The sequence below is a fragment of the Nonomuraea gerenzanensis genome (assembly GCF_020215645.1).
Taxonomy (GTDB): Bacteria; Actinomycetota; Actinomycetes; order Streptosporangiales; family Streptosporangiaceae; genus Nonomuraea; species Nonomuraea gerenzanensis.
In genome coordinates this window covers 7,323,369-7,343,085 of the sequence record NZ_CP084058.1, presented here as the reverse complement: position 1 = coordinate 7,343,085, position 19,717 = coordinate 7,323,369, and the positions used below count along the sequence as shown (strand labels likewise).

The window sequence follows — 19,717 nt, the reverse complement described above, 5'->3', positions numbered from 1 at the left end:
GGTGGGGCGGGTTCAGCTCGGGTGGCTGCGGCGGTAGCCGTCGGCGGTGGCGACCAGCTCGATGACGGGGCCGCGCGGCAGGCCGCAGCGCCGTTCGCAGCCCGCCCAGTGGACGGGGGTGGCGGGGGCGCGGTCGTCCGCGTTCAGCTCCGCCACCCAGCGTCGTGCGTCCGCCTGGACGTCCGCCAGCGCCTTGCCGCACCCGGGGCGGCCCGTGCAGGCGGTGACTCCGGCCCAGGGGGACGCCGGGTCCGTGATCAGGCCCGCGTCGGCGAGCGCCTGCTCCGCGTCGTCCGCCTCGGTGGGGGTGAGGTCCAGTGACACGGCGGTCCGCCAGGGGGTGAGCCGGACGGCGGGGCCGCTGTCTGCCAGGGCCCTGAGCTGGGCGGGGGTCAGCCGGCCGAGCGGCACCAGCACCTCCAGGGCCACCCGCCCGTCCCGCTGCGTGCGCCGCCCGGCCCGCCTTCGCGCGCCAGGACGCTCAGGCGGCGCGGCCGACGCGGTGATCGGTGCGGTGACCGGTGGGGTGACCGGTGCGGTGACCGGGGCGGTCGTCGGTGCCGGCGCGGCCGGGTGCCTGGTCAGGCGGGCGGTGATGCGGGCGGGGCCGTTCTCCAGCTCCTGGATGCGCCAGGCCAGGGGAGCGTCGTCCGGGCGTTCGTCGAGGAACGCCTCAGCAGCGGCGATCATGAGCGGCACAGCGCCCTCCGGACGGCAGCCCAGCCCGGTGTCCCGCCCCGCCAGCAGGAGCCGCCCGCCGCCGGAGCCCTCACCGGTGAACGTCACATCGGCCCCGAGCCCGGCCACATCCCCCGAGCCGTCGTCCACCGCGCACAGGAACCGCCCCGGCAGCCCCGCCAGCCGTGGCCGCCCGCACAACGCCCGGTCCAGCTCCGCCACCAGCGCGTCCACGTCCAGCACCCCGTCACCGCACCGGCCGCCCAGCGGCGAGGCGACGATGTTGCGGACCCGTTCGTGGGCGGCCGACGGCAACAGCCCCGCCGAGGCGAGCCGGTCGGCGAAGGCGGCGGGCGAGCGCAGCCCGCGCACCTGGACGTTCGCCCGCGAGGTCAGCTCGATCACGCCCGACCCGAACTCCTCGGCGCAGCCGGCGAGCGCCCGGAACTGGGCGGCGGAGGCCGCGCCACCGGGCAGGCGGACGCGGGCCAGCGGGCCGTCGGCGGCCTCGTGTACCTGTAGCGCGCCCGGACAGGCGTCAGGACGGATCCGTCCGGAAAAGTCGGCTATGGACACGAAGAGGATCGTAACGCCAGTTCTGGTGGAGGCCGGTCGTGCCGTAGTCTCCCGGTAGGCGATGGCAAGGGAGGAAGCCGGTGCGAAACCGGCGCGGTCCCGCCACTGTGACCGGGGAGCGAGCCCCACCACAGGCCACTGCCCGGCGACGGGTGGGAAGGCCGGGGTGAGCGCTGATCCGGGAGCCAGGAGACTCCTGCCGTCGCGTCACCCGCGACCGGGGCGAGGACCCCGAGGGAGGAATGCGCCGTGCCTGGCGACAGCCGTACCGTTCTGCTGCTCTCGACGTCGGACACCGACCTGCTGAGCGCTCGCGCGAGCGCCGCCACCTACCGGCTGGGCAACCCCGCCAGGCTGATCCCCGACGACCTGCCCGCGCTGCTGGAGGGCGTGGACCTGGTCGTGGTGCGGCTGCTCGGCGGCCGGCGCGCCTGGGCGGAAGGGCTCGACGCGTTGCTGGCCGGGCCCAGGCCGGTGGTGGTGCTGGGCGGCGAGCAGGCACCGGACGCCGAGCTGATGGAGCTGTCCACGGTGAGCGGCGGCGTCTGCGCCGAGGCGCACGCCTACCTGGCCCACGGCGGGCCCGCGAACCTGGCCGAGCTGCACGCGTTCCTGTCCGACACCGTGCTGCTGACCGGGCACGGGTTCGCGCTGCCCGCGCCGACGCCGTCCTGGGGGCGGCTGGAACGGGCGGCCGGACCGGGCAGCGGGCCCGTGGTGGGGGTGCTCTACTACCGGGCGCACCACCTGGCGGGCAACACCGCGTTCGTGGAGGCGCTCTGCGCGGCGGTCGAGGACGCCGGCGGTCAGGCCATGCCGATCTTCTGCTCGTCCCTGCGCTCCGCCGAGCCCGCGCTGCTCGACACGCTGCGGGCCGCGGACGTGCTGGTCGTGACGGTGCTGGCGGCGGGCGGCGCGCGGCCCGCCACCGCCGCGGCGGGCGGTGACGACGAGGCGTGGGACGTGGGCGCGCTGGCCGCGCTCGACGTGCCGATCCTGCAGGGGCTCTGCCTGACCACCAGCCGGCAGGCGTGGGAGGAGAACGACGACGGACTGTCGCCGCTGGACGCCGCCTCACAGGTGGCGATCCCCGAGTTCGACGGGCGGATCATCACGGTGCCGTTCTCGTTCAAGGAGATCGACGAGGACGGGCTGACCGTCTACGCCGCCGACCCCGAGCGGGCCGCCCGGGTGGCCGGCATCGCGGTGCGGCACGGACTGCTGCGGCACGTCCCGCCCGCCGAGCGGCGCCTGGTCGTGATGTTGTCGGCGTACCCGACCAAGCACTCCCGCGTCGGCAACGCCGTCGGCCTGGACACCCCGGCCAGCACCGTACGGCTGCTGGCCAGGCTCGCCGAGGCCGGATACGACCTGGGCGAGGGCTTCCCCGGCGTGGCCGAGCAGGACGGCGACGCGCTCATCCACGCCCTCATCGCCGCCGGTGGCCAGGACCAGGACTGGCTGACCGAGGAGCACCTCGCGGGCAATCCTGTACGGATCTCCGCCGCCTCGTACGAGCAGTGGTACCGCACGCTGCCCGAGGACCTGCGGGCCGCGATGGAGCGGCACTGGGGCCCGCCCCCGGGCGAGCTGTTCGTGCACCAGGGCGACATCGTGCTGGCCGCGCTGCGCGCCGGGAACCTCGTCGTCATGGTCCAGCCGCCGCGCGGCTTCGGCGAGAACCCGATCGCCATCTACCACGACCCCGACCTGCCGCCCAGCCACCACTACCTGGCCGCCTACCGCTGGTTGTCGGCCGAGTTCGGCGCGCACGCGATGGTGCACGTGGGCAAGCACGGCAACCTGGAGTGGCTGCCGGGCAAGTCGGCGGGCATGTCCGCCGCGTGCGCCACCGACGCGGCGATCGGGGACCTGCCGCTGGTCTACCCGTTCCTGGTGAACGACCCGGGCGAGGGCACCCAGGCCAAGCGGCGGGCGCACGCCGTGCTGGTGGACCACATGGTGCCGCCGATGGCCAGGGCGGACACGTACGGGGACATCGCGCGGCTGGAGCAGCTCCTGGACGAGCACGCCACGATCGCCGCCATGGACCCGGCCAAGCTACCCGCCATCCGGGCGCAGATCTGGACGCTCATCCAGGCCGCCCGGCTCGATCACGACCTGGGGCTGGCGGATCGGCCGCATGACAGCGAGTTCGACGACTTCCTGCTGCATGTGGACGGGTGGCTGTGCGAGGTGAAGGACGCGCAGATCCGGGACGGGCTGCACGTGCTCGGGCAGGCGCCGGTGGGGCAGGTGCGGGTCGATCTGGTTCTGGCCGTCCTGCGGGCGCGGCAGTTGTGGGCGGGGCGCGAGACGTTGCCGGGGTTGCGGGAGGCGCTCGGGCTGGTGGAGGACGGGACGGCGGGGCTGGCGGCCGTGGATCGGGCCGAGGGGGTCGCGCGGGCGTTGGTGGCGGGGATGGAGGAACGCGGCTGGGCCCCAGAGGCGGCCTCCGAGGTTGTGCGCACCGTCCTCGGCATCGCGCCGCCCGCCTCCGCGACGCCCGCCGATGCGGCTCAGCTCACGGCTCCCGACGGCGGCCTCGTCACGCGGATCCTCACCTTCGCCGCCACCGAGGTCGTCCCCCGCCTGGCCCGCACCACCGACGAGCTCGACCACCTCCTGCACGCCCTGAACGGCGGCTACGTCCCCGCGGGCCCCAGCGGCTCACCGCTGCGCGGCCTGGTCAACGTGCTCCCGACAGGCCGCAACTTCTACTCGGTGGACCCCCGAGCCGTGCCCAGCAGGCTGGCCTGGGAGACCGGCCAGGCGATGGCCGAGTCACTGCTGGAGCGCTACCGCGCCGACACGGGCGAGTGGCCGCGTTCCGTCGGCCTGTCCGTCTGGGGCACCAGCGCCATGCGGACGGCGGGCGACGACGTGGCGGAGGTGCTGGCCCTGCTCGGCGTCCGCCCCGAATGGGACGAGGCCTCCCGCCGCGTCACCCGGCTGGAGCCGATCCCCCTCGCCGAGCTGGCCCGGCCCAGGATCGACGTGACGGTCCGGATCAGCGGCTTCTTCAGGGACGCCTTCCCGCACGTGGTGGCGATGCTCGACGACGCCGTACGCCTGGTGGCGGCCCTGGACGAGCCGCACGAGCACAACTACGTGCGCGCCCACGTGGCCGAGGCAGGGGGCGGCGAACGGCAGGCCACGATGCGCATCTTCGGCTCCGCGCCCGGCGCGTACGGAGCGGGCCTGCTCCCGCTGATCGACAGCCGCAACTGGCGCGACGACGCCGACCTGGCCGAGGTGTACGCGGTGTGGGGCGGCTTCGCCTACGGCCGCGACCTCGACGGCGTGGCCGCCCGCCCGCAGATGGAGGACGCCTACCGCCGCATCGCCGTGGCCGCCAAGAACGTCGACAGCAGCGAGCACGACATCGCCGACTCCGACGACTACTTCCAGTACCACGGCGGCATGGTCGCCACCGTCCGCGCCCTCACCGGCAGGGCCCCGGCCGCCTACATCGGTGACAGCACCCGGCCCGACGCCGTACGCACCAGAACGCTCTCCGAGGAGACGGCGCGCATCTTCCGCGCCAGGGTCGTCAACCCGCGCTGGCTGGCCGCGATGCGGCGGCACGGCTACAAGGGCGCGTTCGAGCTGGCCGCCACCGTCGACTACCTGTTCGGCTACGACGCCACCACGGGGGTGGTGGCCGACTGGATGTACGACAAGCTGACCGAGACGTACGTGCTCGACCCGGAGAACCAGACGTTCATGGCCGAGTCGAACCCGTGGGCCCTGCACGGCATCGCCGAGCGCCTGCTGGAGGCCGCCGAGCGTGGCATGTGGGAGCACCCGGACCCCGACGTGCTGCGCGGGCTGCAGGAGGTCTACCTCAAGACCGAGGGCGACCTGGAGGACGACACCAGCCGCTGAGCCGTCCCCGGCGTGCCCGCCCAGTGCAGGTGCAGGTAGGACGCGGTCACGCCGGGATCGCCGTACCCGTCGGTGCCGCCCTCGTGGCGGAACAGCGGCCCGGCCTCGTACGCGACGGCGGTGCGGTGGAACTCGTGCCCGCGCACGCGCTCGCCCGGCCTGGTCAGCGGGGTACGGGCGAGCGCGACCGCCTCCCGGTAGCCGAGCGTGAGCCGGGACGTCATCGCGGCCCGGCCGGGGACGCGCCCGCACATGCGCCGCCCGTCCAGCTCGTCGCACAGGTACAGCAGCCCGGCGCACTCGGCCACGATCGGCCCGTCGAAGGTGGCCACCTGGGCGCGCAGGGGCTCGTTGGCGGCCAGCTCGGCGGCGTACACCTCGGGGAAGCCGCCTCCGATCACCAGCGCGCCCGTGCCGTCCGGCAGGCGCTCGTCACGCAGCGGGTCGAAGGTCACGACGTCCGCGCCCGCCGCCCGCAGCAGCTCCACGTGTTCGGCGTAGCCGAACGTGAACGCCGCCCCACCCGCCACCGCCACCACCGGCCGCCCCCGCCCCGCACCGCCCGCCTCTGCCTGCACCGGCCGCTCCCCGCCAGGGCCGCTCGCCACTGCCCGTCCCGCGCCGCCTGCCGCTCCCTCCACGGGACGCGAACGTCCGGGCCCGTCCTCGGCCGGATCCCAGGGGGAGCCGTCCAACAAAGGCGCCGAGCGGGCCAGCCGCAGCAGCGCGTCGAGATCGCACGACCGAGCCACCAGCGCCGCCAGCCGATCCACCGCCGCCACCGCCTCCTCCCGCCGCTCGGCCGCGGGCACCAGCCCCAGATGCCGGGACGGCGTGAACACGGCATCGTCCCGCAGCACCGCCCCCAGCACCGGCACCCCCACCTCGGCCAGCGCCGATCGGCACAACCGCGCGTGCCGCTCCGACCCCACCCGGTTGAGCACCACCCCGCCCACCCGCACCCGGGCATCGAACGTGGCGAACCCGTGCACCACCGCCGCCACCGACCGGCTCTGCCGCGCCGCGTCCACCACCAGCACCACCGGCGCGTCCAGCAGCCGCGCGACGTGCGCCGTCGAGGCGAAGTCGGTGTCCCCCTTGCCGTCGAACAGCCCCATCACCCCCTCCACCACCGCGACCTCGCACCCGTCCGCCCCGTGCAGGAACAGCGGCACCACCCGCTCCGCCCCCTGCAGCCACGGATCGAGGTTCCGGCCGGGCCGCCTGGTGGCCAGCGCGTGGTAGCCGGGGTCGATGTAGTCGGGGCCGACCTTGTGCGGCGAGACCCGCAGGCCGCGGGCCCGCAGCGCCGCCATGAGCCCGGTGGCCACCGTCGTCTTCCCGCTCCCCGACGAGGGTGCGGCGACGACCAGCCGCGGGATCGTCACCACTCGATGCCCTTCTGGCCCTTCTGCCCGGCGTCCATGGGATGGCGTACCTTGCCCATCTCCGTCACCAGATCCGCCACTTCGACCAGCCGCTCGGGCGCGTCCCTGCCGGTGATCACGACGTGCTGGTTCCCCGGCCGCGCGGTGAGCGCCGCCAGCACGTCGTCCAGGTCCAGCCACCCCCACTTCAGCGGGTAGGTGAACTCGTCCAGCACGTAGAACCGGTAGGTCTCGGCCGCCAGATCCCGTTTGATCTGCTCCCAGCCCTCCCGGGCGTCGGCCGCGTGGTCCTCCTCGCTGCCCGGCCGCTGGATCCACGACCAGCCCTCGCCCATCTTGTGCCAGGTCACGGAGCCGCCCTCGCCGCTGTCCCCGAGCACCTTGAGCGCCCGCTCCTCGCCGATGCGCCATTTGGCCGACTTCACGAACTGGAACACCCCGACCGGCCAGCCCTGGTTCCACGCCCGCAACGCCATGCCGAACGCGGCCGTGGACTTGCCCTTGCCGGGGCCGGTGTGCACGATCAGCAGCGGCCTGGTGCGGCGCTGCCGGGTGGTGAGACCGTCGTCGGGGACGACGGCCGGCTTGCCCTGTGGCACGGCTAACCCGCCTTCCTGCGGTCGTTCGCTCTGTGGTCATGGACGACCGAGCCGAGGTCGGCCAGCGAGTCGAGCGGGACGAGCCGCGCCCGCAGCCGCGCCGCCAGCCGTACCGCCAGGCCAAGGCGCACGGGGCCGCTCTCGCAGTCGACGACGACCGCGGCCGTGCCGTCCAGCAGCGCCGCCGCCCGTTCGACGTCGCCGCCGGCCGTGGCGCGCCCGTCCGTCACCAGGACGAGCAGCGGCCGCCTGGCGGGGTCGCGCAGCCGTTCGACGCGCAGCACCTCCGCCGCCCGCACCAGCCCTGCCGCCAGGGGCGTGCGCCCGCCGGTCGCCAGGGTACGCAGCCGCGCCGCCCCCACCTCCACCGACGACGTGGGCGGCAGCGCCACCTCGGCCCCCACCCCCCTGAACGTCACCAGCCCCACCTTGTCGCGCCGCTGGTAGGCGTCGAGCAGCAGGCTCAGCACGGCCGTCTTGACCGCGGTCATCCGCTTGCGCGCCGCCATCGAGCCGCTCGCGTCCACCACGAACAGCACGAGGTTGCCCTCCCTGCCCTCGCGCACCACCTCGCGCAGATCGTCCCCGCGCAGCACCAGCCCTGGGCCGCTGCGCCCCCGCTGCCTCTGGTACGGCGCCGCGGCCCGCATCGTCGCCGCCACGTGCAGGTCGCGCACCCGCCCGTCCGGGCGGCGCGCGCCGGTGCCCCTGCCTTGCGACGCCCGCGATCTGGACCGCCGCCCGGCCGCCCCCTCACCGATCCCCGGCACCTCGAGCAACGGCACCCGGTACGGTTGCGCCACCCCGGCCACCCGCGAGGCCCCCTCACCCCCCGCGGCCCGCGAGGCGCCATCGGCCACCTTCGAGGCGTCCTCGCCGCCACCCGCCTCCGACGCGCCCACGCCGTCACCCGTCCTCGACGCGCCGTCACCGCCCCACGCCCAGCCGGTCGCGCCGTCACCGCCCGACGCCCAGCCGGTCGCGCCGTCACCGCCCCGCGCCCGGCCCGCCGCGCCGCCGTCCCGCCGGTCGCCGCGGGCCGCTCGCCCAGCTCCGCCATCGGCGTGCTCCGCCGCGCCGTCGGCGGACGGATCGGCGCCGGCGCCGTCCCGCTGGTGGCGCGCCGTGCCGGACCCGGGCCACCGGTGATCGCCCGCCTTGCCCCATCGGTCGCCGAAGCGGCCGTCCGGCCCGTCACCCTGGCCGCCGTCGTCGCCGGGGGATCGGCCGGGACCGTCGTCCGGACGGTCCGGACGGTCCGGTCCGTCCGGTCCGTCCGGTCCGTCCGGATCGTCGTCGCCGCCGGACGTCCGTTCCAGCAGTTCCTCCAGCAACGCCTCGTCCAGCCCCGGCGCGTCGAACGGGTCGCGCCGCCTGCGGTGCGGCAACGACAGCCGGGCGGCGGCGCGTACGTCCTCGGTGGTCACCCTGTCGCGGCCCTGCCAGGCGGCGTGGGCGATGGCGGCGTTCGCCGTGACGAGGTCGGCCCGCAGCCCGTCCACCTCGAACGCCGCGCACACCGTCGCGATCTGCCGCAGCCGCGCGTCCGGCAGCCGCACCCCCGCCACCCGGGCCCTGGCGGCGGCGACGCTCCGGGCCAGCTCCGCCTCCTCGCCCGCCCACCGCGCCGCGAACGCCTCGGCGTCCGCGTCGAAGGCGAGCCGGCGCCGGACCACCTCGGCGCGTTCGGCGGGGTCTCGGGAGGCCCTGACCTCGACCGTGAGGCCGAATCGGTCGAGGAGCTGGGGCCGCAGCTCACCCTCCTCCGGGTTCATGGTGCCCACGAGCAGGAAGCGGGCGGCATGGCGGACGGAGACGGACTCGCGTTCCACGTAGCAGGTGCCGAGCGCGGCGGCGTCGAGCAGCAGGTCCACGAGGTGGTCGTGGAGGAGGTTGACCTCGTCCACGTACAGCACGCCGCGATGCGCGGCGGCCAGCAGGCCGGGCTCGAACGCCTTCACCCCCTCCGTCAGCGCCCGCTCCACGTCGAGGGAGCCGACCAGCCGGTCCTCCGACGCGCCGACCGGCAGCTCCACCAGCGCGGCCGGGCGGCTGACCCCCTCGGCGCCGGCGTCGTGCGGGCCGTCGGGGCACTCGGGCGCGGGCGCCGCCGGATCGCAGGCGAACCGGCAGCCCGGCACCACGTCCACGGCAGGCAACTGCGCCGCCAGCGCCCGCACGATCGTGGACTTGGCGGTGCCCTTCTCGCCGCGGACGAGCACCCCGCCCACGCGGGGTGAGACGGCGTTGAGCACCAGCGCCAGCTTCAGGTCGGCCAGGCCGACCACGGCGCTGAACGGATAGGTGACGATCAAGACTCAGACCTTTCGGTTGACGTACGCGACCCGCCAGCCGTCGGGTGCGGCGACCAGCTCGGTGGCGGACAGGGGCGCCACGTCGAAGCGGGCGGTGGCCGTGGGGTCGAGGCCCAGCGCGTGCCCGAGCGCCGCCCTGATGGCCCCGACGTCGCAGATCGCGATCGTTGGGCGGGTGGCCGCTCGTTCGGTGTCGAGCCAGGTCGCGACCCGGTGGGCGAGCGCGGCCCGGCTCTCGCCGCCATGGGGTGCGGCGTGCGGGTCGGACAGCCAGCGTGTCAGCGCCTCCGGCTCCTCCCTTGCGACCCGCTCGTACGGCAGCCCGCGCCACCGCCCGCAGTCGGCCTCGGCGAGCGCGGCGCACACGCGCGGCTCCCGCCCCATGGCCACGGCGGTCTGCCAGGCCGCCGCGGCAGGAGCAACCCACGCCACCGCAGGGGAGATCTGCGGCGTCCCACCGGAGGAGTCCTGCGGCGCGGCAGCGAGGGAGGCTCGCGGGGGCCCGTCAGGGGCGTCCTGCGGCGCCGCGCTGGGCGAGACCAGCGGCGCGGAAGCGGGGGAGGCTCGCGGGGCCCCGCCGGGCGAGACCTGCGCCACGCGTGCGGCGAGCAGGGGGCGCAGGGCGGCGGCCCTGGACAGGCTCGCCGGGTCGGCGTCCCCGTCGCCGGGGAAGCAGGCGGCGCGCATGCCGGCCGTCGTCGCGTGCCGGATGAACAACACCCGGCTCAGCTCGACGAGGCCGGAGCCACGCGGCCGGCCGGCGCCGCGCTCCGGGCCGCCGCCCGATCGCAGGCCCAGCCGAACAGCACGCCGAACGCCGCCCAGAAGACGAGCTGCGTCCCGATCGAGGCGATCCGGAACTCCCACAGCAGCGTCGCAGGAAACCCGTCGGGCACCTCATCGACCCCCGGCAGCAGCACCCACGCCGCGATCACCGGAACGAGGAAGCCCCCGGCGGCCGACGACCACCGCACCCAGGGATCCGCCGAGGCGGCCCGCCGGGCGGTGGCCACCGCGATCGCCGCGGCGGCCAGCCCGACCAGCACGATCACCACGTACAGCAGCGTGCGGTCGTTGATCGTCTCGGGATCCCCCACGGCGGGTGGATTGGCGGGATATTTCAGGAAGGGCACGAGGACGACGGCGGTGAAAGCGGCCCCGGCGGCGGCCAGCGCGAGCCGCCCGTCCGAGCGCGGCCCGACCCGTCCCCGCAGCCCCGCGAACACGAGCGCGAAGACCCCGCCCACGGCCAGCCCGTACAGGCCGGTGGCGAGGAAGAGCCCGGCCTTCTGCACCGGCCTGGAGACCACGGCCTCCTCACCATGACCGTGCCCGGCGTCCGTGCCCGGCTCGTCATGACCGTGCCCGGCATCATGACGGTGACCGGAGGCCGCCGCCTCCTCCAGGGCGATCGCGCTGTCCACGTGCGGCTCCCCGAAGAGAAAGGCGAAGCCGCCCGCGACGAGTCCGGCCAGCAGCCCCGTCAACAGGCCCCTGACCAGCAGAGTGCGTACCATGCTCGCGCCCTCTAATGACAGGGCACGCCGAGCAGATGACGCCCGTCGTGCATCAGCTCGTGCAGGAACGTGCCCGCCTGGGAGACGGCCCCGTTGTCCATCAGGACGAGGTAGGCGACGAGCAGCAGCACGGGCACGGCCAGCAGCCAGGGGCGCAGGCGCGGAAAGGGAATGGCGGCGGAAGGAGCGGGATGTCCGCTCATACGATCCTCCTCAGGGTTGACGCGTCCCATTCAGCGAGGTCACGGTCGCCAAGCGACCTGGCTCCCGGGCTCTACGTCCCGGATACAGTGGCGCGTCCGCACCGGCATCTCACCGGATTTCCCTTGGACAACCGTGAAATCTACCGGAACGTATCCTTTCATCCCCTTCGCGTCAACATCATGGTGGTGCTGACCCCCGTGCGGGCTGGGGTGCGCGCGGGAATGTGGACGCGGCGGGTCGGAGCGGACCCTGGAGCGGACGTCACCTCGTCCCCCAGGGAGGTCCCATGTCCGCCGCTCCGCACACGCAGTGGCACCGGCCGCTGATGCTCATGGTCGCCTCGATGCTGGTCCTGCTGGTCGTCTCGGTGGCGGGGCTGCTGCTCGACGACCGGGTGCTGCAGGGGGCGCCCGTCTGGCTCAAGCCGTTCAAGTTCGCGGTTTCGCTGGCCGTCTACGGGACCACGCTGGCCTGGATGTTGTCGCTGCCGCACCGGGGCAGGCGGTGGACCTCCGGGCTGGCGACCGTCTTCGCGGTGGCCGCGTTCGTGGACGTCGGGATCGTGGCGCTGCAGGCGGCGCGCGGCACCTACAGCCACTTCAACGACTCGGCGGAGCCGGTCGAGGAGACGATCCAGCGCGTTTTCGGCCTGGGCGTGATGGGTCTCATGCTGGCCAACCTGGTGCTCGCGGCCATCCTGGCCGTCCAGCGGGTCGGGCCGGACCGGGCGGCGAGCCGCGCCGTGCACACGGGGCTCGGCCTGGCCGTCGCCGGCATGGTCCTGGGCTTCCTCATCCCGTTCCACGGCACGGCCCACACGGGGCTGACGACGGACGGCGTGCCGGTGCCCCTGACGAGCGGCCACAGCGTGGGCGTGCCGGACGGCGGGCCCGGCCTGCCGATCACCCAGTGGAGCACCACGGGCGGCGACCTGCGGGTGCCGCACTTCGTCGCCCTGCACGGCCTCCAGGTGATGCTGCTGCTCGCGCTCCTGCTGGCCTGGCTGGCCGCCCGTCACCCGATCCTGCGGGACGAGCGCGCCCGCGCCCGCCTCGTCGGCGTCGCCGCCACGGGGTACGCGGGCCTGGTCGCCCTGGTCACCTGGCAGGCCTACCGCGGACAGCCGCTCACCAGCCCCGACGTCCTGACCCTGGGCGCCGTCGCGCTGCTGGCCGGCCTGACCACCGTGGCGTGCGGCGCCGTGCTCTCGGCCGCGCGCCACGGTGAGGCCCGCTCCGGGGAGGAGGCGGTTACCAGGTGACGGGCAGCTCGTGCATGCCGTACACGGTGGAGTCGTCCTTGAACGACAGCTCCTCGGCGGGCACGGCCAGCCGCAGCCCCGGGACGCGCCGGAACAGCGTGTTGAAGACGATCTCCAGCTCCACGCGGGCGAGGTTCTGCCCCAGGCACTGGTGCGGGCCGTAGCCGAAGGCGAGGTGGCTGCGCGCGTCACGCTCGATGTCGAACCGCTCGGGGTCCTCGAACGCCGCGGGGTCGCGGTCGCCGGCGTTGGCCAGCATGAGCACGCCGGAGCCCGCGGGGATCACGGTGCCGCCGAGCTCTACGTCCTCCACCGCCACCCTGGCCATCGCCAGCTCCGCGATGGTGAAGTAACGCAGCAGCTCCTCCACCGCGTTGCCGATCTTGTCGGGGTCGGCGCGCAGCGCGTCGAGCGACTCGGGATGCTGCAGCAGCATGTACGTGCCCAGCGAGATCATGTTGGCCGTGGTCTCGTGCCCGGCGATCAGCAGCAGGAACGCCAGGCTGAGCAGCCCCTGGTGGTCGGCCTCGCCGCTCTCGCGCTGCTTGAGGACCTGGCGCCCGAGCAGGTCCTCCGTGGGCTCCTGCTCCTTGGCGGTGATGAGCTTGTCGAGGTAGATGGCCAGCTCCAGCACGGCGTGCTGCCGCTCCTGCTCGGTGGCCGCGTGGTTGAGCAGCTGCGCCGAGTGCACCTGGAAGAAATCGTGGTCGGAGTACGGCACCCCGAGCAGCTCGCAGATCACCAGCGACGGCACCGGCAGCGCCAGCGCCGTCACCAGGTCGGCGGGACGCGGGCCGTCGAGCATGGCGTCGAGGTGCTCGTCCACGATCTGCTGGATGCGCGGGCGCAGCGCCGCCATCCGCCGCACGGTGAACTCGCCGATCACCTGGCGGCGGGCGTGGCCGTGCTCCGGCGGGTCCATCTCCAGCATCATCTTCGGCAACGGCGAGGTGGCCAGCTGCCCGTCGGCGTTGCTCAGCCGGGGCGCGTTGGGGTGGCGGCGGTCGGCGCTGAACCGCGGGTCGCTCAGGATCGTCCGGATGTCCTCGTAGCGGGCGGCCACCCAGGCCTCCCGCCCCGTGGCGAGCGTGACCTTGGCGACGGGCTGCTCGCGCAGGAACCGCAGGTGCTGCTCGGGCGGGGCGAACGGGCAGCTACGGGCCGTTTCGAGCGTGGCGGCGGAGTCAGTGGTCAAGGCTCTCCCATCAACATGGTGTCCGACAGCACAACTTCCCTACACCTGTAGCCTAACCTCCCCGTGGACGGGGTCACTACACTGACGTGCGTGACGACGAGCACCAGAGACCGCGGCGAGGAGCAGGCCGATCCGAGGGTGCGTCGCACGACGGCAGCGCTGCGGGCCACCCTGATCGAGCTCGTCCAGCACCGTGACCTGTCGAGGATCAGCGTGGCCGACGTCGCCGAGCGGGCCGGGGTGAGCCGCTCCACGTTCTACGACCACTACCGCGACGTGCACGAGCTGGCCGCGGCAGCCTGCACCGCCATGATCGACGAGCTCATCGAGGCCATCCCGAGGCACCACCCGGCCCCACCCGAGAGCCCGCCCGACACCCTGCTGACCTTCTTCGCGCACCTCGCCGAGCACGCCAGCCTCTACCGCAGCGTGCTCGGCCCGCAGGGCAGCGCCCGCGTCATGGACCACGTCCGCCACCGCGCCACCGTGGCCGTCTACGCCCACCGCACCGGCGCCGGCCTCCCCGACCTGGCCACGGACATCCCGCACGACGTGCCGGCCGCCTTCACGGCGGGCGCGCTTCTCAGCGTCGCCACCGACTGGCTCCAGCGCGGCTGCCCGTGCCCGCCCGCCGAGATGGCCGCGCTCACCCTGCCGCTGCTCCTGACCCTCTACCGGGAGGACACCGGCCGCCGCGCCTGAGAGCCCTACAGCGTGAACCAGCTCGTCGACACGTCCAGCCCCGTCTGGGTGTGGCAGTGCAGCCGGAACGGGCCGTGCGGCTTGCCGCGGATGACGAACACCCCCAGGTCGTCGATCTCCTGCGGCCCGCCGTCGCCCGACCCGTCCTGCACCCGCACCTCTCCCGCCTGCGGCGGCACCACCTGACCGAGCAGGGAGCTGTCGGTGATCTCCAGCTCGATGGTGAGCTGGGTGGCGGCGAACGTGAGCGCACGCAGGACGGCGGAGTCCGCGCGCAGCGCCGCCAGCTCCTCCAGGTGCATGGCCGAGTCGTAGGTCAGCTCGGCCAGCTCCACGTCGAGGTCCAGGTCGCGCCACGCGTACGCCGACTTGCCCGCCTCGACGATCTCGCGTGGGACGGCTTCGGCGGCCAGCATGGCCGCGCGCAGCCTTTCCAGGAGTTCATGATCGTCCCACGCCTCAGACATGGCGTTCACCCTCTCGCACTTCCAGGTCCGCCCGCATCAGGGCGGCCAGCGCCGCGTTGGTACGCAGCCGTGCCAGGCATCGCGATCGGGTGGGGCCGATGCTGCCGACGGCCATGTCGAGCCGAGAGGCGATCTCGGTGTAGGGCACCTCTCGCAGAAGGAGCGACAACAGTCGCTGACAGCCGGGCGACAGCTCGGCGAAGGCGGCGCGGAGCACGGCGTTGAGCTCGGCCTCCTCCAGCGCCCGCGCGACGTCGTCGCCCCGGTCGTCCGCGACGGTCGCGGCGTCGAGCGGTGACTCGGCGACGTCCTGCCTGTGCCGCGCCCGGCGCACCCGGACGCATTCACGTTTCGTCGTGGTGGCCAGCCAGGAGCCCAGCCGCTCCGGATCACGGAGGCGGGACAGGTGCTCGACGGCACGCATCCACACGAACTGGGCGACGTCGTCGATGTCCCGGCGGTCCAGGCCGTACGATCTGCAGATCGACCAGAGCATGGGGGCGTACCGCTCGACGAGCCGGTCCCACGCCGCCTGGTCACCCGCGCGGGCGCGGATGACCAGGGCTTCGACCTCGAAGCTCTCCGGCATGGTCCGTCCTTCGGGCGCCTGTGCCGTCACTACGGGAACCGCACGATGTCGAGGGCGTCGAGGCCGGTGCGCGGGGCGCCGTCGTAGGTGGTCGGGGTCTTCTCACGGTCCTCCCCGAACAGCGTCTGCGCCAGTTCCCGGACGGTGATTCCTTCGGCGTAGGCCTGCTGGGCGATGGCACCGCCCGCGTACGCGGCCGCGAACGAGGTGCCGCTCCACGTGGCATGTCCCGGAGCCGGGAAGTCGGCCCACCGGTCCGACACCTTGATCGCCCCCTTCCGCACGTCGAGGTCGGCCATCCAGACCTGGCCGGGCAGGAAGAGCCCTTCGAGGTTCGTGCCGGGTGCGGTGCAGTCGGTCCAGGGCGCCTCCTCCAGCGTGGGCGAGAAGTACGCCGCCCTGTCGGACTCGTCCCGGGCGCCGACCGCGATCACCGTGGAGCTGGCGGCCGGCCAGATCGGCGTGTTCGCCGGCAGCTCGGAGAACTGGGTGCCCTTGGGCGCCGCGGCCTTGTTCTGGCCGTTGTTGCCCAGGGCGGCGACCTTGACGATGCCGCTCGTGCGCTCGCAGGCGCGGGCCAGAGCGAGCGGCTCCCGCCCGTCGGCCGTGGCGCCGCCCAGAGCTATGATCATCATGTCCAGGTCGTCGTCCAGCGCGTCGACCATCGTGGTGGCCAGGTCCCAGGAGTTCGTGGTCAGGGTGGTCTCGTCGAGCACGGGATAGATGACGAACTCCGCGTCCGGCGCCTGCCGCGCCGCCACCGAGGCGACGAAGATGGCGTGCCCGCTGAAGGAGACCTGCTTCGGCCGCTCGACGAGCAGCCCCTTGTCGGAGGCGATCAGATACCGCCCGGCGAACTGCGGATGCGGATGGATCGGCGTGTCGAGAATGCCGATGCGGGGCCGCCGGCGCTTCGACGGCGACCGCTCGGGCAACTTGAACGCCTTGACGGGCTGGGGGTCGCCGACGCTGCCCCCGCTGTACGGGGAGCCCTCGATGTTCTCGTAGGTCCGGATCTTGGCCACCACCGGCTTGTATCCGGCGTATTTGGCTGCTGACTTCTCGCGGAGGTGGAACAGCAGCAGGTCGAGGTCGGAGGGCTGCTCGCCCTCCAGGTAGGTGCCCACGGCCGCCGCCTTCACCCGGTTGACGAGGTCGGGGCCGAGTGCCGCGACGCCCGCCTCCAGCCTCCGGAGCTTGTACTGGGCCAGCCCGAGCCGCACGCTGGTGGCGATGGGCGCCACCTCGATGCCGAGCGCACCGGCCTCCTGGCTGACCTGTCGCAGGTCCTTGGGGTCGAGCACGATCTCGTCGCTGCGGAACGCCTCGATTCGGCGCCTGACCACGTTGTTGTAGTCGGCCATCGCTGTCTCCTTGGGGGATGCGGTGAAAGCGCGCGCCGAAAAACAGAGAGCAGTTGTCGCCGCTCTGATACATCACATCCCGCCGTTTTCACGGCAAACTCCCGTGAGTGAGTCTGAGCCCTTCCGATCCGGGTGCGGAGCTGCTGCGGCTCGCCGAGTCCGACCCCGCCCGCCTGATGACCGAGGCCGCGGACGTGGCGCGGCGCGCCAGGGAAGAAGGCGACCTCAGGCTCGCCTCGGTGGCGGCGCGCGCCCTCGGCATCGCGTCGCTGCACGTGACGGACCTGCACGTGGCAGCCCGGCACCTGCGTGACTCCATCCGGCTCGCCCAGCGGGCCGGGTCGCCGGAGCTGGCCGCCGAGGCGCGGCTGCGCCTGGCCTTCGTCTGGTGCGTCCAGGGGCGCATGGAGCAGGCGCTCAGCGAGGTGGACCGGGCACTGCCGGACCTGCGCGGCGTGGGCAGGGCGCGGGCCGAGGCGCAGCGGGCCGTGATGTTCAACCACCTGCGCAGGCCGGACGAGGCGCTGGCCGGCTATCGGGTCGCGGTGCCCGCGCTGCAACAGGCCGGCGATCACCTGTGGCTGCAGCGGGTGTTGTCGAACCGCGGCATCGTGCACGGCTTCCGCAACGAGTTCGCCCTGGCCGAGCACGACCTGCACGAGGCGGAGCGGCTGTGCCGGCGGCTCGGCCTGGACCTGTCGCTGGCCATCGTGTGGCAGAACCTCGGCTGGATCTGCGCTCACCGCGGTGACGTGCCCGCCGCGCTGCGCTACCTCGACCTCGCCGAGGAACGCTTCAGGCAGCTCGACACGCATCAGCTCTGCTGGACGCTGGCCGACAGGACCGAGCTGCTGCTGTCGGCCGGGCTCATCGCCGAGGCGGGGGAGGCGGCCGAGGAGACCCTGGCGGAGTTCGGGCGCCGCAAGCGCACCGTGGGGGTGCCCGAGGCCAGGCTGCTGCTCGCGCGGACGGCGTACCTGGAAGGCGACCACGAGCGGGCCGTGCGCGAGGCCCGTCGCGCGGCACTGGGCTTCGGCCGGCAGCGCCGGCCGGAATGGGCGGTGCTGGCCAGGTTCGTGGCCGCCAGGTCGGCGGCGGCGGCCGGCGCCGGGGTGAGTGTCGGGCGGGTGGAGCGGTGCGCGGCCGAGCTGGCCGCGGCCCGCTGGCTGTCCACCGAGGTGGAGGCGCGCATGCTGGCCGCCGGGCTGGCGCTGGCGCGCGGCTGGACCGCCCGCGCCCAGCGGCAGCTCGAACTCGCCGCACGCAGGCGGCTGCGGGGGCCCGCCATCCAGCGCGTGCACGCCTGGCACGCCGAGGCACTGGTACGGCTGGCGCGCGGCAACCGGCGCGGCGCCAAGATCGCGCTGCGCACCGCGTTGCGCGTGCACGACGAGCACCGCGCCACCCTCGGCGCCACCGACCTGCGCGCGCACGCGTCCGGGATCCGGGTCGGGGCGGCCGAGCTGGGCCTGCGGATGGCGCTGGAGGACGGCCGGCCGGAGGAGGTGCTGGCCTGGGCGGAGCAGGGGCGGGCCAGGCACCTGCTGATGAAGCCCGCCAGGCCGCCCAACGACCCGCGGCTGGCCGGTGCGCTGGCCCGGCTGCGCGTCGTGGTCGCCGAGATCGGGCTGCGGCGCGCGGCGGGGGAGGACGCCGCCGTCCTGACGGAGCGGCAGGTCGCGCTGGAGCGGGAGATCCGCGACTACTGCCGGCACCACGCCGAAGGTGGCGCGCTGGCCGCTCCGGTGCCGCCGCGCGAGTTGGGGCGGGCGCTCGGGGAGCGGGCGCTGGTGGAGTTCGTGCACGTGGACGAGCTGATGTACGCCATCACCGTCGTGGACGGGCGGGTGCGGCTGCGGGAGCTGGGGCCGGTGGGGCCGATCCGGTCGCTGGTCGAGCGGGTGCCGTTCGCGTTGCGGCGGATGGCCAGGCGGCAGTCGCTGCCCGGCAGCCAGGACGCCGCCGAGCTGCTGCTGCGGAGGACCGCCGACCGGCTCGACGCGCTGCTGATGCGGCCGCTGGCCGGTGACCTGGGGGATCGCCCGCTGGTGCTGGTGCCCAGCGGGCCCGTCCAGGCGTTGCCGTGGTCGGTGCTGCCGTCGTGCGCGGGCCGCCCCGTCTGCCTGTCACCGTCGGCGACCCTCTGGCACACCGGGAACCAGGCGGGCGTCACCTCCCGGTCCGATGGCGAACAGGCACGTGGCGCTGCGGGGAGGGCTGGGCGGGCACTGGGGGCGCAAGGCGTTCCGGCAGCGGGAGGAGCGCGGGAGGCGGCAGATGTGCCATCAGCGGGAGGCGCGCCGGGGGCGGCGGCGGGAGGCGCTCTGGGTGCGGCAGGTGTGCCGGGGACGGGGCGCGTGCTGGCGGCGGCCGGGCCGGGGCTGCCGGGCGCGCGGGCGGAGGCCGAGGGGGTCGCCTCGATCCACGCCGTGCCCGCCCTGGTCGACGCCGCCGCAGGGACGGAGGCGGTGCTGGCAGCCCTGGACGGCGCCGGGCTCGCGCACATCGCCGCGCACGGCCACATCCACCCCACCAACCCCCTGTTCTCCTCCCTCCGCCTGGCCGACGGCCCGCTGACCGTCTACGACCTGGAAAGCCTCCGCCACCCGCCCGGGATCGTGATCCTGGCGGCCTGCGACAGCGGCCGGTTCGTGGTCCGCCCAGGGGATGAGCTGCTCGGCCTCAGCGCCACGTTCCTGGCCCTGGGCACCCGCACGATCGTGGCCCCCGTCCTGTCCATCCTGGACGTGGAGAGCACCACGCTCATGATCGCCCTGCACAAGCTGCTCGCCGCGGGCCACTCCACCGCCGCCGCGCTCGCGCAGGCGCAGCAGCAGGTGGCGGGGGAGGACCTGGCCGCGTACGCGGTGGCGGCCGGATTCGTCTGCATGGGGGCGGACTCCACCGTGCCCGCTTGATCATCGGTATCAAGGCGGCACCCGGTCCCTCTGGTGCGGGTTAGAGAGATCCCCGG

At 74.4% G+C, this 19,717-nt stretch carries 15 protein-coding genes and 1 riboswitch; of the genes, 4 read left to right on the top strand and 11 right to left on the bottom strand.

The annotated features are described in order from the left end of the window. Window positions 1-12: 12 nt before the first annotated feature. Window positions 13-1,254 (bottom strand): precorrin-3B synthase, encoded by a 1,242-nt coding sequence (gene cobG, locus LCN96_RS34155; RefSeq protein ID WP_225266546.1) that lies wholly within the window; start codon window positions 1,252-1,254, stop codon window positions 13-15. 20 nt (window positions 1,255-1,274) lie between these two features. Beyond that, a riboswitch (cobalamin riboswitch) is annotated at window positions 1,275-1,465 on the top strand. A 38-nt stretch (window positions 1,466-1,503) separates the two neighbouring features. Between cobG and cobN the strand changes: the two genes are divergently transcribed. Then, window positions 1,504-5,142 carry a cobaltochelatase subunit CobN gene (cobN, locus tag LCN96_RS34150; protein WP_225266545.1) on the top strand — a complete coding sequence of 1,213 codons (3,639 nt, stop codon included), beginning with the start codon at window positions 1,504-1,506 and terminating at the stop codon, window positions 5,140-5,142. On the opposite strand, the gene LCN96_RS34145 is transcribed toward cobN, so the two are convergent. Genes LCN96_RS34145 through LCN96_RS34120 form a run of 6 tightly spaced genes read right to left on the bottom strand, consistent with a single transcriptional unit; the run spans window position 5,097 to window position 11,164 of the window. After that, on the bottom strand, window positions 5,097-6,515 hold the full coding sequence (locus LCN96_RS34145) for a cobyrinate a,c-diamide synthase (RefSeq protein ID WP_225276121.1): 1,419 nt from the start codon (window positions 6,513-6,515) through the stop codon (window positions 5,097-5,099). The two genes, cobN and LCN96_RS34145, sit on opposite strands and share 46 nt — an antisense overlap. A gap of 11 nt (window positions 6,516-6,526) precedes the next feature. Next, window positions 6,527-7,129, bottom strand: coding sequence for a cob(I)yrinic acid a,c-diamide adenosyltransferase (gene cobO / locus LCN96_RS34140; RefSeq protein ID WP_225266544.1), 603 nt, complete (start codon window positions 7,127-7,129; stop codon window positions 6,527-6,529). A 2-nt stretch (window positions 7,130-7,131) separates the two neighbouring features. Then, window positions 7,132-9,444 carry a VWA domain-containing protein gene (locus tag LCN96_RS34135; protein WP_225266543.1) on the bottom strand — a complete coding sequence of 771 codons (2,313 nt, stop codon included), beginning with the start codon at window positions 9,442-9,444 and terminating at the stop codon, window positions 7,132-7,134. 3 nt (window positions 9,445-9,447) lie between these two features. Continuing rightward, a complete protein-coding gene (locus tag LCN96_RS34130) occupies window positions 9,448-10,164 on the bottom strand; it encodes a histidine phosphatase family protein (RefSeq protein ID WP_225266542.1) in 717 nt (238 codons plus the stop codon). A 5-nt stretch (window positions 10,165-10,169) separates the two neighbouring features. Further along, window positions 10,170-10,961, bottom strand: a complete 792-nt coding sequence (locus LCN96_RS34125) for a CbtA family protein (RefSeq protein ID WP_225266541.1) — start codon at window positions 10,959-10,961, stop codon at window positions 10,170-10,172. 11 nt (window positions 10,962-10,972) lie between these two features. Continuing rightward, entirely contained in the window at window positions 10,973-11,164 is a 192-nt protein-coding gene (locus LCN96_RS34120) for a CbtB domain-containing protein (protein ID WP_225266540.1), read from the bottom strand. Between the two features lie 287 nt (window positions 11,165-11,451). Between LCN96_RS34120 and LCN96_RS34115 the strand changes: the two genes are divergently transcribed. Then, complete coding sequence (locus LCN96_RS34115) at window positions 11,452-12,426, top strand: hypothetical protein (protein ID WP_225266539.1); 975 nt, start codon at window positions 11,452-11,454, stop codon at window positions 12,424-12,426. Here the strand turns inward: LCN96_RS34115 and LCN96_RS34110 are convergent. Further along, window positions 12,416-13,621: a cytochrome P450 gene (locus tag LCN96_RS34110; RefSeq protein WP_225266538.1), complete on the bottom strand. Its 1,206-nt coding sequence runs from the start codon at window positions 13,619-13,621 to the stop codon at window positions 12,416-12,418. The genes LCN96_RS34115 and LCN96_RS34110 overlap by 11 nt on opposite strands. A gap of 90 nt (window positions 13,622-13,711) precedes the next feature. On the opposite strand from LCN96_RS34110, the gene LCN96_RS34105 reads away from it, so the two are divergent. Then, window positions 13,712-14,323, top strand: a complete 612-nt coding sequence (locus LCN96_RS34105; protein WP_225266537.1) for a TetR/AcrR family transcriptional regulator — start codon at window positions 13,712-13,714, stop codon at window positions 14,321-14,323. Window positions 14,324-14,328: 5 nt separating this feature from the next. Here the strand turns inward: LCN96_RS34105 and LCN96_RS34100 are convergent, their stop codons facing one another. Genes LCN96_RS34100 through LCN96_RS34090 form a run of 3 tightly spaced genes read right to left on the bottom strand, consistent with a single transcriptional unit; the run spans window position 14,329 to window position 16,743 of the window. Beyond that, window positions 14,329-14,790: a hypothetical protein gene (locus LCN96_RS34100; RefSeq protein WP_225266536.1), complete on the bottom strand. Its 462-nt coding sequence runs from the start codon at window positions 14,788-14,790 to the stop codon at window positions 14,329-14,331. Continuing rightward, complete coding sequence (locus LCN96_RS34095; RefSeq protein ID WP_225266535.1) at window positions 14,783-15,379, bottom strand: RNA polymerase sigma factor; 597 nt, start codon at window positions 15,377-15,379, stop codon at window positions 14,783-14,785. Before LCN96_RS34095 ends, LCN96_RS34100 begins: the two co-directional genes overlap by 8 nt. A gap of 29 nt (window positions 15,380-15,408) precedes the next feature. Beyond that, on the bottom strand, window positions 15,409-16,743 hold the full coding sequence (locus tag LCN96_RS34090) for a S8/S53 family peptidase (protein WP_225266534.1): 1,335 nt from the start codon (window positions 16,741-16,743) through the stop codon (window positions 15,409-15,411). A gap of 107 nt (window positions 16,744-16,850) precedes the next feature. Between LCN96_RS34090 and LCN96_RS34085 the strand changes: the two genes are divergently transcribed. Next, window positions 16,851-19,661 carry a CHAT domain-containing protein gene (locus LCN96_RS34085; protein ID WP_225266533.1) on the top strand — a complete coding sequence of 937 codons (2,811 nt, stop codon included), beginning with the start codon at window positions 16,851-16,853 and terminating at the stop codon, window positions 19,659-19,661. Window positions 19,662-19,717 lie beyond the last annotated feature (56 nt).